Source organism: Vreelandella massiliensis (assembly GCF_900155385.1).
GTDB lineage: Bacteria > Pseudomonadota > Gammaproteobacteria > Pseudomonadales > Halomonadaceae > Vreelandella > Vreelandella massiliensis.
The window spans coordinates 675,336-688,228 of the sequence record NZ_LT699744.1; the positions used below are offsets into that span (position 1 = coordinate 675,336).

The following is a 12,893-nucleotide window of genomic DNA, read 5'->3' on the forward strand; positions in this document are numbered from 1 at the left end:
TCATGTTACTCCATTTGGCGAATTTCTTAGCGCAGTTTCAACCGGGCTTACAGGTGTTTAACTATTTGACGCTGCGCGTTATTTTAGCGTCTCTTACCGCACTCCTGCTCTGTTTATGGCTTGGTCCATGGGTAATTCGGCGCTTGGTGGAGGGGCAGATTGGCCAGGCGGTTCGTGATGATGGCCCACAGTCCCATTTGTCTAAAGCGGGCACGCCCACCATGGGCGGGGCGATGATTCTGATCGCCATTGCCTTGAGCACGCTGCTTTGGGGCGACCTGACTAACCACTATGTCTGGGTGGTGCTCGGCGTGACCCTTGGGTTTGGCGCCATTGGCTGGGTGGATGACTACCGCAAAGTCGTGGAGAAAAATCCCCGTGGCTTGCCGGCACGCTGGAAGTATTTCTGGCAGTCGGTGGTGGGGCTTGGCGCCGCTGCCGTGCTCTATCTCACCGCTGCGACACCGGTGGAAACCAGTCTTTTACTCCCGGTGTTTAAAGATATTGTCATACCATTGGGCGTTTTTTATATCGTGTTGACCTATTTGGTCATCGTGGGCAGCTCCAACGCGGTGAACTTAACCGATGGTCTCGATGGCTTGGCCATTATGCCCACTGTTTTGGTGGCCATGGGGCTTTCAGTGTTTGCCTACGCCAGCGGCAATACCGTCTTTGCCAACTACCTGCACATTCCCTTCATCGCCGGCACCGGCGAACTGGCGGTTTTTTGCGCCACGATTGCAGGCGCTGGGCTCGGCTTTTTATGGTTTAACACCTATCCCGCGCAAGTCTTTATGGGCGATGTGGGTGCGTTAGCGCTAGGCGCCGCGCTAGGGGTTGTCGCGGTGATTGTGCGCCAAGAGATCGTGCTTTTCATCATGGGGGGCATCTTTGTCCTTGAGACTGTCTCCGTCATTTTGCAAGTGGGCTCTTACAAAATGACCGGGCGGCGTATCTTCCGTATGGCCCCTTTGCACCACCATTACGAATTGAAAGGGTGGCCAGAGCCAAGGGTCATCGTACGTTTTTGGATTATCACCGTTGTGCTGGTGCTGCTTGGCTTGGCCACGCTCAAGATTCGCTAGGAGGCCATGATGATAGCCGTGCCAAAAGGCGCCACCGTGGTGGTGGGGCTAGGGATTTCAGGGCGTGCCATCTGTCGCCATTTGGCACGTCACGGTGTGCCTTTTGTGATTGCCGATACACGAACGCATCCGCCCGGGCTTGATGACGTCAAACGTGCGTATCCCGACGTGGCTATCCATTGCGGCCCGCTAACCGAGCTTGACCTTAGCCAAGTGAAAGAAGTGGTGGTAAGTCCTGGTGTCGATCCCCGCGCCCCCGGCCTTGACGCCTTGGCCGATGCAATCAACCCCAATACCGGTGAACCTCGCGTTGTGGGCGAAATCGCGCTTTTTGTGCGCGCGGCCACGGCACCCATTGCCGCGATCACCGGTTCCAATGCCAAATCGACCGTGACCACGCTACTGGGAGAAATGGCCTTAGCCTCAGGCGTAAACGCGGCGGTGGGCGGTAATCTAGGCACCCCGGCGCTCGATCTTTTGGCGCAGAAACCCGAGTCAGAGCTGTATATTCTGGAGCTTTCCAGCTTCCAGCTCGAAACCACGCCCCAACTGGGCGCCAAGTGCGCGGCATTTCTTAATCTATGCGAAGATCACCTGGATCGCCACGGCGATATGGCGACCTACCGTGCGGCGAAACAGCGTATTTTTTTCGCGGCTGAACATGCCGTGGTCAACGCCGACGACCCCAATACCTGGCCAGATGCCGCCAGTAACGTTGCGGATGTCACTTACTTTACGCATAAGGCGCCAACAGAGAGTGATCGGGAGTGGGGGCTGGGGAAAAGCGCGGGTGAACTCTGTTTGATGCAGGGCAAAACCCCTTGGCTGCCAGTGCGCGAGCTGGGTATGACCGGACGGCACAACCAGCTCAATGCATTGACGGCGTTAGCGATGGGGCGGCTGCTAGGCTTTGAACGTAAGGCAATGATCGATGTGTTGCGTCAATTTAATGGGTTGAAACATCGCAGCGAGTGGGTCGCCACGGTCAATGGCGTGAGCTTTGTCAATGACTCAAAGGGCACCAACGTAGGGGCGACACTGGCGGCGATTGAGGGGATCGGCCCCACGCTTAGCGGCCAGCTTATTTTGCTCGCCGGGGGCGATGGTAAAGGGGCTGACTTCTCTCCTTTAGCTGACCCACTTGGGGTTTACGCACGCCAAGCGCTGCTATTTGGGCGTGACGCCCCCCGCCTTGAGGCCGCGTTAAACGCGCACGTGGAAACGCATCGCTTCGCCGGTTTAACCGAGGCACTGGAAGCGGCGGCAGGTGCCGCCAAGCCGGGCGATTGTGTGCTGCTGTCGCCGGCGTGCGCAAGTCTGGATCAATTTCCTAACTATCAGCGCCGGGGCGAGGTCTTTTGCCACTGGGTGAAAAAGTACGCTGCCTCTCAGCAGGAGCGTTTATGACCCTTTGGCTTAAGCGTTGGCAAACGACCCTTTCAGCGCGCGACTTGCCCTGTGATATTTGGCTTTTGATGGCGGCGATGGCGCTGGCGGCGTTGGGCTGGGTCATGGTCAGTTCGGCGTCGATCGGCCTGCTCGATAGTAGCTTTTACTATGTGCGCCAGCACGGCATTTTTCTCTTTTTGGCGATCCTGGCAACCCTTGCGGTGGTTAGCCTTCCCTTGGAAGCATGGCGGCAGAATGCCGGTTTGTTGATGCTTGCGACCCTATTTCTACTGGGGTTGGTGCTCTTTATTGGTCAGGAAATCAACGGCAGCAAGCGCTGGATTGCATTACCCGGGCCGTTTCCCAGTATCCAGGTGTCTGAATTCGGCAAGCTGGGCTTGGTGCTCTACATGGCGGCGTTTATGTCGCGTTTTACCTACGAATTACGCCGCCGCGCCTTAAGTGTATGGCGGCCGTTAGTGGTCTTGGCTTTGCCGGTCGGGCTCTTGCTTGCCGCGCCGGACTTTGGTGGCGCGGTGGTGTATAGCATTGCGGTGATTGGCATGCTGGTGATGGCCGGGGCTTCGATGTTTTTACTACTGCTAATAGGACTGCTGCTGGGTGGTGGGGCGGTGCTGCTAGTGGTCATAGAGCCGTACCGCCTGGCTCGCTGGACCAGCTTTCTCGACCCCTGGGCAGATCAATTCGCTACCGGGTATCAGCTAACACAGGCGCTGATTGCCTTTGGTCGCGGCCATGTCACTGGCACCGGCCTGGGCAATAGCGTGCAGAAACTTCACTATCTGCCCGAGGCGCATACCGACTTTATTTTCGCCGTCCTGGCAGAAGAGCTGGGGATGATCGGGGCTATTAGCTTGGTGCTACTTTTTACGCTGCTGATTATACGGGCGTTATTGATTGCCCGGCGTGCCGAAATTGCCGGGCACCTTTTCGGTGCCTATGTGAGCTACGGGCTGAGCTTTATCATTGCCGCCCAGGCTTTTATCAATATGGCGGTGAGCTCCGGTTTGCTGCCGACCAAAGGATTGACGCTGCCGCTTATCAGCTATGGCGGCTCTAGCCTGCTGGTGACAGGCATCATGGTTGGACTGTTGCTGCGCCCCGATGTTGAACCCCGCCGACAGCCCCGGCGTAAGCCCACTCCCTATAAAGCGCGTCGCGAGCCGCGCCTTTCTTAGACGGGGAACGAGCAAGTGGTCGCGAAACAAAACCAAGGAGCCGCGAGATAATGACGGCGTGTCAACGTGTATTAATCATGGCGGGAGGCACCGGTGGCCACGTGATCCCGGCGCTTTCGCTGGCAAGGGCGCTGAAAGCGCAAAATGTGGAAGTTCAGTGGCTAGGGAGCCCCAGGGGGATTGAAAACCAACTGGTTCCCGATGCGGGGATACCGCTGCATCAATTGCGTATCAGCGGTCTGCGGGGTAACGGTGTGGGCGGTTGGCTTAAAGCGCCGATCAATATTGCCCGCGCGGTATGGCAGGCGCGTGCCATCATACGCCGCTTTCGTCCCGATGTGGTGGTGGGGCTTGGCGGCTTTGCCAGTGGCCCCGGCGGCATTGCCGCTTGGTTGAGCCGTACACCCCTTGTCATCCATGAGCAAAACGCCGTTGCCGGGCTAACAAATCGCACGCTGTCACGTTTGGCAAAGCGCACCTATGCCGCATTCCCGCAAGCCTTTGGCCAGCGCGCCGAGGTGATTGGTAACCCGGTGCGAGCGGATATTGCCGCACTGGGAGAAACGCCTCGTCAGGCGGAGGAAATGCGCTCGCGGCGGTTACGCCTTTTAATCGTAGGTGGGTCATTGGGGGCCGTCGCGTTAAATGAGCGCCTGCCGCCGGCCTTAGCCAAAATAGACCCGGCGCAACGTCCCGACGTCTGGCATCAGGCCGGCAAAAATCGCGATGAAGCCACCCGGGCGGCGTATCAGGCGCAAGGCGTCGAGGCCAGGGTAAGCCCTTTTATCGACGATATGGCCGAGGCTTACGACTGGGCGGATCTCGTGGTTTGTCGTTCAGGGGCGTTGACGGTGGCAGAGTTGGCGGCGGCGGCGAAGCCCGCGCTGTTTGTGCCGTTTCCTTTTGCGGTGGATGATCATCAGCGTATTAATGCTCAAGTGTTGGTCGAAGCAAACGCTGCCGTTTGTGTGGTGCAGTCGGCATTGACCGAGGCAAGACTTGACCAAGAGCTAAGTCACTTATTGAGCCCTGATGTGCTTGCCTCAATGGCGGCAAACGCACGTCAAGGCGCCTATCTCGATGCGACCGAGCGGCTAATGCAAGGCTGTTTGACACTTGCCCAGAAGGAGAGTGTGCGTGACTGACATAACCCCCCAAGCCCCTAAGCCGCGCCGTGTTAATGGCCCCGGTATGCGCCGAATCCAACGCATTCATTTCGTTGGCATTGGAGGCGCGGGCATGTGCGGTATCGCCGAAGTACTGGCGAATCAAGGCTATCAAGTGAGCGGAAGCGATCTTAAGGCGTCGCCTGTGGTCGAACGTTTGCGTCAATGCGGTGTCAGCGTCGCCATCGGCCATGCTCGTGAGCACGTTGAAGGAGCCGATGTGGTCGTGGTCTCCAGCGCCATTGATGCCACCAATCCAGAAATTGACTGGGCGCACGAGCATCGTGTGCCCGTGGTCCGTCGAGCGGAAATGCTCGCTGAATTAATGCGCTTTCGCCACGGTATCGCGGTGGCCGGCACCCACGGAAAAACCACCACGACGAGTATTACAGCGACGCTCCTCGCTGAAGGAGGGCTTGATCCCACCTTTGTCATTGGCGGCAAGTTGACCAGTGCGGGAACGAATGCGCGCCTAGGGGAGGGTGATTACCTGGTGGCCGAAGCGGACGAGTCGGATGCTTCGTTTTTACACCTGCAGCCGATGGTGTCGATTGTGACCAATATCGATGCCGACCACATGGCGACCTATGGCGGCGATTTCGAGCGCTTAAAAAGCACCTTCATCGAGTTTTTGCACAACCTGCCTTTTTACGGGCTCGCCGTCTTGTGTATCGATGATGCGCATGTCCGTCAGCTGTGCGATCAGGTAAAACGCCAGTTTGTCACCTACGGCTTTGATGCGGATGCAGATTACCGCATCGCCAACTTTTCCCAGCAAGGGGGGGAAGTGACCTTTACCGCGCTGCGCCCTGGGGATGCCGCGCCGCTTGACGTTCGTTTGGCGATGCCGGGACGCCACAATGCGCTCAACGCCATGGCGGCTATCGTCGTAGCGACCGACGCCGGCGTCAGTGATGACGCGATTTTGCGCGGGCTTTCAAGCTTTGCCGGCGTGGGGCGGCGTTTTCAGGTTCATGGCCATTTCCCCTCACCCCAGCAAGAGGGTGAGATCATGCTGGTGGACGACTACGGCCACCACCCCCGCGAAGTGGACATGATTATTCAAGCCGTGCGCGCGGGATGGCCGGAGCGCCGCCTGGTCATGCTCTATCAACCGCACCGCTACACTCGCACGCGCGATCTTTATGAAGATTTTGTCCGCGTGCTTTCCCAGGTGGATACGCTGGTATTGCTGGATGTCTACAGCGCCGGCGAAGCCGTGATTCCCGGCGCTGAAGGACGAACGCTTGCCGGCTCCATCCGCCAGCGCGGCGAGGTAGACCCGATCTTTGTCGAGGACAAGCAGGAGCTGCCCGGGTTATTGAAAAACATACTTCGCCCGGGTGACATTTTGATCACGCAAGGGGCGGGGGATGTCGGGGGGATTTCCCTGCGTCTTGCGGCATCGAAGCTTTCGTTTGATGAGGTGGCGTTGTGAGTGAATCGTTGTCGGCACACAAAATGCGCCAAGAGAGCGTGGTGGTGGTTTATGGCGGACTCTCGTCAGAGCGCGAGGTTTCGCTGAAAAGTGGCGCGGCCGTTCTGGCAGCGCTCAAACGCCAAGGCCTCAATGTGGTGGGGTATGACCCGCGCGAGAGAGGGTTGACCGGCTTGGAGCAGCTAGCGCCCGATAAAGTATTCATCGCGCTCCATGGTCGCGGCGGCGAAGATGGGGCATTACAAGGTGCGCTTGAGCTTTTGGGGATTCCTTACACCGGTAGCGGTGTGATGGCGTCTGCACTGGGGATGGACAAACAGCGCACGAAGCTCGTCTGGCAAGCGCTTGACCTGCCCACGCCGGAAAGCGTCATTCTGGATGAGCACTGCGACTGGGCCGGTGTCGCTGAGCGCTTGGGGCTGCCGCTGATTGTCAAACCGGTGCATGAAGGTTCCACGCTTGGGATCAATATTGTTCGCTCAAAAGAGGCGCTGATATCAGCTTATCATGAGGCGGCACGCTTTGATGCGCAGGTTATGGCCGAGCGCTTTGTCGTGGGCGAAGAGTACACAGTGGCGCTGCTGGCGGGTAACGCCCTGCCTGCCATTCGCGTTGAGGTGCCCGGCGGATTTTACGACTACGAAGCCAAATACCTCTCCAACACCACGCAGTACCACTTGCCCTGCGGCCTTTCAGCGGCCGACGAGGCCGAGCTCTCGGCCCTGTGTCAGCGTGCTTTCGCCGCGATTGGGGGCTCGGGATGGGGGCGGGTCGATGTGATGCGGGACAACGAGGGTAAATTTTGGCTTCTTGAGGTTAACACCGTGCCGGGGATGACCGATCACAGCCTGGTGCCGCAAGCGGCGGCTTACGCGGGCATCGGCTTTGATCAACTCGTCCTCGATATCTTGGCCACCGCAAAGCGCGCCGACAATGCCGTATTGGGTGGCCATGAAACGGCGTAATGCCTGGTTTGGCCTTTTGCTATTGGTGCTGCTTATCGGCGCTGGAGGCCGCGCGCTTTGGCTATGGTTAGACCGGCCGGTGGAGCGAGTCTCAATCCGGGGGGAGTGGGAGTACGTCAGCGCCGAGTATTTGCGTACGCAGCTTGCGCCGCTGGTTCGCAATGCGACTTGGCTCTCGGTGGATCTGGGTGAGCTTAGAGATGGCGCGCTGGATATTGGCTGGCTTTATGAAGCTCGTGTCTCTAGGGAGTGGCCCAACACTTTGGTATTTGAGCTAATCGAACAGGAACCCATCGCGCGCTGGAATGATGATTTCCTACTCAATCCCGAAGGGAAGCCTTTTGCCTTTGCTCCCCTAGAGGCGCCGGCCGATCTGCCCGATTTGGCGGGGCCTGTGGGGAGCAGTGAAGAGGTGTTGGACTATTATCAGTCGCTTACGCCGCGTTTTTCACGCTTATCGTTAACCCTGCAGCAGTTGCGTTTGGAGCCTCGCGGGGCGTGGCGGCTACAAATCAATGATGATACTTGGATTATGCTGGGTCGGCGCCAGCATGATATTCGCTTGGCACGCCTGGCGGCCTCTTGGCAGCGCGAACTGCACCGTTTTACCGATGCCATTCGCTATATCGATCTGCGTTACCCCAATGGGGTGGCGGTTTCTTGGCATGGCGAAGAGACGTTTGACGCAACGGTTGAATAATTTTGAAAGGCAAACGCTGATTAACGCAACGTCGTTTTGGGCACTTCGCGGCGTTGTGCACTCTTTTGTCAAACTCTCCCCTATTCGTGACGATTTGCCCGCAGCTAAGAGAGTACCTAAGAGAGTACGCTTAAACTTTTTAATCACTTTCAAAGCGGGGAATGCAAAAGTGAGCGGTTGCCAACGTGGAAACCGCCTTATTTGGGGTTTAAATTATGTCGCCAGCGCAGTATTGTGGCGCATAACGATCGTTATATCCGCACCACTGCGATACCATGCGTTTTTGTATAGCCTAATTAACCTTGGTGGCGTATATCGCCCCATGGTGTAAGTAACGCTTTTGACTCTTTGCAACTCGTAGCGATAAGGAGATATCCCGACTCATGGCAGGTTCACCAAACGTATCCAATATGGTGGTCGGGTTGGACATAGGAACGTCCAAGGTAGTGGCTATTGTCGGGCAGCCGACGGATGATGGCGGCATCGAGATTGCCGGCATCGGCTCGCACCCCTCAAGGGGAATGAAACGCGGCGTGGTGATCAATATCGAGTCCACGGTTCAGTCAATCCAGCGCGCCGTTGAAGAAGCAGAGCTCATGGCGGGATGCGACATTCACTCGGTTTATGTCGGCGTGGCGGGAAGTCATATCAGCTCGATGAACTCTGACGGCGTCGTGGCGATTAAAGATCGCGAAGTAACGACCTCAGATATTGACCGCGTGATCGACTCGGCGCGGGCCCGGGCGATTTCTGAAGGGCAGCGCGTGCTGCACGTTTTGCCACAGGAGTTTGCCATCGACGCGCAAGGCGGTATTAGAGAGCCACTAGGCATGTCAGGCGTGCGCTTGGAGGCTCAGGTCCACCTAGTGACCGCGGCGCTTAACGCCGTACAGAATATCGAGAAGTGTGTGCGCCGCTGTGGGCTGGAAATTGACGCGATTATTCTTGAGCAGCTCGCCTCCAGTATGGCGGTGCTAACAGAAGATGAGCGTGAACTCGGTGTTTGCATGGTCGACATCGGTGGCGGCACCACCGATATGGCCATCTTTACCGAAGGCGCGATTCGGCACACGGCGGTCATTCCCATCGCGGGCGACCAGGTGACAAACGATATCGCCATGGCGCTGCGTACACCGACCCAGCATGCCGAAGAGATCAAGGTAAAGTACGCCTGCGCATTGACCCAGCTTGCGGCAAGCGATGAAATGATTAAAGTGCCTAGCGTTGGAGATCGCCCCGCGCGGGATCTTTCACGCCAATCCCTGGCTGAAGTGGTCGAGCCGCGTTATGAAGAACTTTTTACCCTGGTGCGCGACGAATTACGGCGCAGCGGTTATGAGGACATGGTGGCGGCAGGGATTGTTCTAACCGGCGGCACATCGCGGATGGAAGGGGTCAGCGAACTGGCGGAAGAGATCTTCCACATGCCAGTGCGGATTGCCTGTCCGCAAAATGTCAAAGGGCTATCCGATGTCGTTCGCAACCCTATTTATGCGACGGGGGTGGGGTTATTGCACTACGCTTTGCAAGAAGCACGTCACGGACACCAGCGTGAAGGCCAAAGTATTAAAGGAACCGTGGGGGGTCGCCATGATGGGGCGCGACGCGAATTAACAAAGGACAGCTCGCCATTAGTAAAAATTAAGGGCTGGTTCAAAGGAAATTTCTGACAGGGCCGCAAGCGCGGTTCAGGAGAAGGGGCTATGTTCGAACTGGTAGATAACGCACCCTCGAGCAGTGCGGTCATCAAAGTCGTTGGCGTCGGCGGTGGCGGTGGCAATGCCGTCAACCACATGGTGGAAAGCAACATTGAAGGCGTTGAGTTTATTTGCGCCAACACCGATGCCCAGGCACTCAAGCGCGTAGCGGCAAAGACAGTACTGCAACTGGGTAGTGAAATCACTAAGGGCCTTGGCGCGGGAGCCAACCCAGATGTGGGTCGCCAAGCCGCCATGGAAGACCGCGATCGCATCGCGGAGCTCTTAGATGGAGCGGATATGGTGTTTATTACCGCCGGGATGGGCGGCGGTACGGGCACTGGGGGGGCGCCGGTGGTTGCCCAAGTGGCGAAAGAGCTGGGTATTCTTACCGTGGCCGTGGTAACGCGTCCGTTCCCGTTTGAGGGGCCTAAGCGCATGCGTGCCGCGGAAGAGGGCATGAAAGAGCTCTCCGAGCATGTTGACTCGCTGATCACCATTCCCAATGAAAAGCTCCTCTCCGTATTGGGCAAAAATGCGACCCTGCTTACCGCCTTCAGCGCGGCTAATGACGTTCTGTTGGGCGCCGTTCAGGGTATCGCCGAGCTGATTACCAGCCCCGGTATCATCAACGTCGACTTTGCCGATGTGCGCACGGTGATGTCCGAAATGGGCATGGCTATGATGGGAACCGGTGGCGCAACGGGCGAAAATCGTGCTCGCGAAGCAGCTGAGAAAGCCATTCGTAGTCCCTTGCTTGAAGATATTGATCTTCACGGTGCGCGTGGGATTCTGGTCAATATCACGGCCGGGCCGGACCTCTCCATTGGCGAGTTCAACGATGTCGGGGCGACGGTTCAAGAGTTCGCTTCGCAAGAGGCAACCATCGTGGTGGGCACCTCTATCGACATGGAGATGTCCGACGAGTTGCGCGTGACCGTGGTGGCAGCGGGTCTTGATGGCAATCAAGCGAAAGCAGCGCCTGCCCGTGAGCCCGCACGTCGCGTTCAGGTCGATACATCCTCGGATTATCGCAAACTGCAGCAGCCGACGGTGATGCGCCAACAACAAGCGGCTGCGGCGCGCGCCGAAGCCCCTGAGCCACAGGCCAAGCCACGTCCGGAAAAGCGCCGTGCCGCAGAGGCGGATGACTACTTGGATATCCCCGCGTTTTTGCGTCGTCAAGCCGATTGATCGATCGATGGCTGTTGAACAGGAAAAGGCAGCAAGCGTGCTTTTTATTGGTAAAACGTACGTTTGCTGCTAATATGAACACTGTTCGATAATCCATGTTATCGCGACTTCGCCATCCTCCTTCATTGCGACCAGAGTACGACCACTGCCCATGATCAAACAGCGCACCCTGCAAAACGTTATCCGAGCCACAGGCGTTGGGCTTCACTCTGGTAAGCGAGTGGACATGGCGTTACGTCCCGCACCGGCCAACACCGGGATCGTGTTCGTCAGAACCGACTTAGATCCTGTGGTTGAAGTGCCGGCCCGAGCAGAGTTAGTAGAGGATACGACGCTTTGCACGGCGCTCTCTCACCACGGCGTTAAAGTGGCGACAGTAGAGCACTTAATGTCGGCCTTGGCAGGGCTTGGCATCGATAACGCCTATATTGATTTAAGTGCTGCCGAAGTGCCCATTATGGATGGTAGCGCCAGCCCCTTTGTGTTTTTGATCCAGTCAGCGGGCATTCTCGAGCAGTCGGCGGCGAAAAAGTTTATCCGCATCAAAGAGCGCGTGGCCGTTCAGGATGGGGATAAAGAAGCTGTCTTCTTGCCGCACCAGGGCTTTAAAGTCACTTTCTCCATTGACTTTGATCATCCTGTTTTTGAGCAGCAACACCAAACCACGCGCATCGATTTTTCGACCACCTCCTTTGTCAAAGAGGTGTCTCGCGCGCGTACCTTTGGCTTCATGCGTGATATTGAGTTTTTGCGTTCTAATAACTTGGCGCTGGGCGGCAGCCTGGATAACGCTATCGTGGTCGACGATTACCGTATCGTGAATGAGGGTGGGCTTCGCTACGATGACGAATTCGTCAAGCATAAAGTCTTGGATGCCATCGGAGATCTTTATCAACTGGGCTATAGCCTGATTGGTGAGTTCCGCGGCGTTAAGTCAGGCCATGCGCTGAATAATCAGCTGTGTCGTGAACTGCTCGCCCAGCCCGAGGCGTATGAAATTGTGACATTTGAGGAAGAGCGCGCGGTCGCGCCGATCTCTTATGCCGCCCCGGCCATGGCGTAACTTTCAACGTGTTAGAGTGACAGGGCCGGTAAAGAAGCTATACGACATGCTAAAAGCACCGCTGAAGCGGTGCTTTTATGTATCTGAGGGCCGGTTGGCGTGCGAGGCCAGTTTTGCCAGGGCACGTTTGAGCGCAGGGTCATCGGTCTCGTCGGCACAGGCGTTAAGCGTTTGTGCCGCGCTGGATGAGAGCGTTCTCGAATTGCGCTTTGGCGGAATGACCGGCCGCACGGGGCGTACTTTAAAGGCAAGCCCGGTTACACCTTCGAAGCCTGGAAGCTGATGCAGCAAATCCAGCAGGCGCGACTGCTCAAATCGCAGCCAGGTTAGCCAGCTAGCTTGGCTGCTAATAAGGGTAAGTTTGCCCTGGTGAAAGCCGCCAACAAATACATGCTCGCGCATCTCTTCGGGCAGGTGCGCGCGTAGGTGGCGTTGCGCTTGGTCAATCAAGCGCGATTGGCGCATCAAAAGACCTAGGTCGCCGCGCTGATTGAGCAGTTGGGCGATGGGCTGTGCGCGAGAACGCTTAACCTTTATACTCATGCGCTTAACTCCTCAGCGTCCGAAACTTGGCAGGGGAGAGTAACGTCTCATTATCAACAGCCTAACACGCCGAGGAGCACCCCACTGCATGCCTGCCACCCCTAATGCTACGTTGAGTTCGTTCCGGTCGCCACGCCGGTACGCCGCAGCGCGCTGGTGGTTAGCGGGGCTTCTCGTGAGCTGTTTATTGCCGGCAAGTTTACACCCGGCGGAAGCGCTGCGAAACGGTGAGCGCAGCGTGAGTATCTACCTGTGGGTGCCGGCGGTGTTGCGCGCGCACTCGCGTGGAATCGCGCTTAAACGTCAGCTGCGGCGCTATTTGGCGACGTATTTACTCCCGCCGCGCCACGTGAGGCATAAATCCATCAAAGCGTCTGTGAGCGCAGTGATGGTGGCGTTTGTCGCTGCCCAAGATGTGCAGACTCGGCGTGGCCCGCCTACAGAAGTGTGATGC

The 12,893-nt window shown here is 57.4% G+C and carries 12 protein-coding genes; 11 read left to right on the top strand and 1 reads right to left on the bottom strand.

Annotated features, from left to right (window positions below; genetic code table 11):
- Nucleotides 1-2: 2 nt before the first annotated feature.
- The 10 genes from mraY to lpxC all read left to right on the top strand — a co-directional run bounded on the left by mraY (nucleotide 3) and on the right by lpxC (nucleotide 11,896).
- Nucleotides 3-1,085, top strand: coding sequence for a phospho-N-acetylmuramoyl-pentapeptide-transferase (mraY, locus tag BQ9846_RS03140; RefSeq protein ID WP_075879153.1), 1,083 nt, complete (start codon nucleotides 3-5; stop codon nucleotides 1,083-1,085).
- A gap of 9 nt (nucleotides 1,086-1,094) precedes the next feature.
- Nucleotides 1,095-2,492 carry a UDP-N-acetylmuramoyl-L-alanine--D-glutamate ligase gene (gene murD / locus BQ9846_RS03145; RefSeq protein ID WP_075879154.1) on the top strand — a complete coding sequence of 466 codons (1,398 nt, stop codon included), beginning with the start codon at nucleotides 1,095-1,097 and terminating at the stop codon, nucleotides 2,490-2,492.
- A complete protein-coding gene (gene ftsW / locus BQ9846_RS03150) occupies nucleotides 2,489-3,673 on the top strand; it encodes a putative lipid II flippase FtsW (RefSeq protein WP_075879155.1) in 1,185 nt (394 codons plus the stop codon). Before murD ends, ftsW begins: the two co-directional genes overlap by 4 nt.
- 50 nt (nucleotides 3,674-3,723) lie before the next feature.
- A complete protein-coding gene (gene murG, locus BQ9846_RS03155; protein ID WP_075879156.1) occupies nucleotides 3,724-4,818 on the top strand; it encodes an undecaprenyldiphospho-muramoylpentapeptide beta-N-acetylglucosaminyltransferase in 1,095 nt (364 codons plus the stop codon).
- Nucleotides 4,819-4,864: 46 nt separating this feature from the next.
- On the top strand, nucleotides 4,865-6,277 hold the full coding sequence (gene murC / locus BQ9846_RS03160) for a UDP-N-acetylmuramate--L-alanine ligase (protein WP_202403073.1): 1,413 nt from the start codon (nucleotides 4,865-4,867) through the stop codon (nucleotides 6,275-6,277).
- 23 nt (nucleotides 6,278-6,300) lie between these two features.
- Nucleotides 6,301-7,242: a D-alanine--D-alanine ligase gene (locus BQ9846_RS03165; protein WP_075879474.1), complete on the top strand. Its 942-nt coding sequence runs from the start codon at nucleotides 6,301-6,303 to the stop codon at nucleotides 7,240-7,242.
- A complete protein-coding gene (locus tag BQ9846_RS03170) occupies nucleotides 7,229-7,942 on the top strand; it encodes a cell division protein FtsQ/DivIB (RefSeq protein ID WP_075879475.1) in 714 nt (237 codons plus the stop codon). Before BQ9846_RS03165 ends, BQ9846_RS03170 begins: the two co-directional genes overlap by 14 nt.
- Before the next feature lie 383 nt (nucleotides 7,943-8,325).
- Entirely contained in the window at nucleotides 8,326-9,612 is a 1,287-nt protein-coding gene (gene ftsA / locus BQ9846_RS03175) for a cell division protein FtsA (protein ID WP_075879158.1), read from the top strand.
- Nucleotides 9,613-9,645: 33 nt separating this feature from the next.
- Nucleotides 9,646-10,833 carry a cell division protein FtsZ gene (gene ftsZ / locus BQ9846_RS03180; protein WP_075879159.1) on the top strand — a complete coding sequence of 396 codons (1,188 nt, stop codon included), beginning with the start codon at nucleotides 9,646-9,648 and terminating at the stop codon, nucleotides 10,831-10,833.
- Nucleotides 10,834-10,984: 151 nt separating this feature from the next.
- Nucleotides 10,985-11,896, top strand: coding sequence for a UDP-3-O-acyl-N-acetylglucosamine deacetylase (gene lpxC / locus BQ9846_RS03185; protein WP_075879160.1), 912 nt, complete (start codon nucleotides 10,985-10,987; stop codon nucleotides 11,894-11,896).
- A gap of 75 nt (nucleotides 11,897-11,971) precedes the next feature.
- On the opposite strand, the gene BQ9846_RS03190 is transcribed toward lpxC, so the two are convergent.
- Nucleotides 11,972-12,439 carry a DUF721 domain-containing protein gene (locus BQ9846_RS03190; protein ID WP_075879161.1) on the bottom strand — a complete coding sequence of 156 codons (468 nt, stop codon included), beginning with the start codon at nucleotides 12,437-12,439 and terminating at the stop codon, nucleotides 11,972-11,974.
- A gap of 88 nt (nucleotides 12,440-12,527) precedes the next feature.
- Here BQ9846_RS03190 and BQ9846_RS03195 point away from each other — a divergent pair, with 88 nt between their 5' ends.
- Nucleotides 12,528-12,890 (top strand): hypothetical protein, encoded by a 363-nt coding sequence (locus BQ9846_RS03195; protein ID WP_075879162.1) that lies wholly within the window; start codon nucleotides 12,528-12,530, stop codon nucleotides 12,888-12,890.
- Nucleotides 12,891-12,893: the final 3 nt, after the last annotated feature.

Excerpts from the sequence above, each read along its gene's own strand:
- ftsW (WP_075879155.1), top strand. The coding sequence starts at position 2,489 with ATGACCCTTTGGCTTAAGCGTTGGCAAACGACCCTTTCAGCGCGCGAC.
- BQ9846_RS03195 (WP_075879162.1), top strand. The coding sequence starts at position 12,528 with ATGCCTGCCACCCCTAATGCTACGTTGAGTTCGTTCCGGTCGCCACGC.
- murD (WP_075879154.1), top strand. The coding sequence starts at position 1,095 with ATGATAGCCGTGCCAAAAGGCGCCACCGTGGTGGTGGGGCTAGGGATT.
- murC (WP_202403073.1), top strand. The coding sequence starts at position 4,865 with ATGCGCCGAATCCAACGCATTCATTTCGTTGGCATTGGAGGCGCGGGC.
- murG (WP_075879156.1), top strand. The coding sequence starts at position 3,724 with ATGACGGCGTGTCAACGTGTATTAATCATGGCGGGAGGCACCGGTGGC.
- BQ9846_RS03170 (WP_075879475.1), top strand. The coding sequence starts at position 7,229 with ATGAAACGGCGTAATGCCTGGTTTGGCCTTTTGCTATTGGTGCTGCTT.
- ftsZ (WP_075879159.1), top strand. The coding sequence starts at position 9,646 with ATGTTCGAACTGGTAGATAACGCACCCTCGAGCAGTGCGGTCATCAAA.
- lpxC (WP_075879160.1), top strand. The coding sequence starts at position 10,985 with ATGATCAAACAGCGCACCCTGCAAAACGTTATCCGAGCCACAGGCGTT.
- BQ9846_RS03165 (WP_075879474.1), top strand. The coding sequence starts at position 6,301 with ATGCGCCAAGAGAGCGTGGTGGTGGTTTATGGCGGACTCTCGTCAGAG.
- mraY (WP_075879153.1), top strand. The coding sequence starts at position 3 with ATGTTACTCCATTTGGCGAATTTCTTAGCGCAGTTTCAACCGGGCTTA.
- BQ9846_RS03190 (WP_075879161.1), bottom strand. The coding sequence starts at position 12,439 with ATGAGTATAAAGGTTAAGCGTTCTCGCGCACAGCCCATCGCCCAACTG.
- ftsA (WP_075879158.1), top strand. The coding sequence starts at position 8,326 with ATGGCAGGTTCACCAAACGTATCCAATATGGTGGTCGGGTTGGACATA.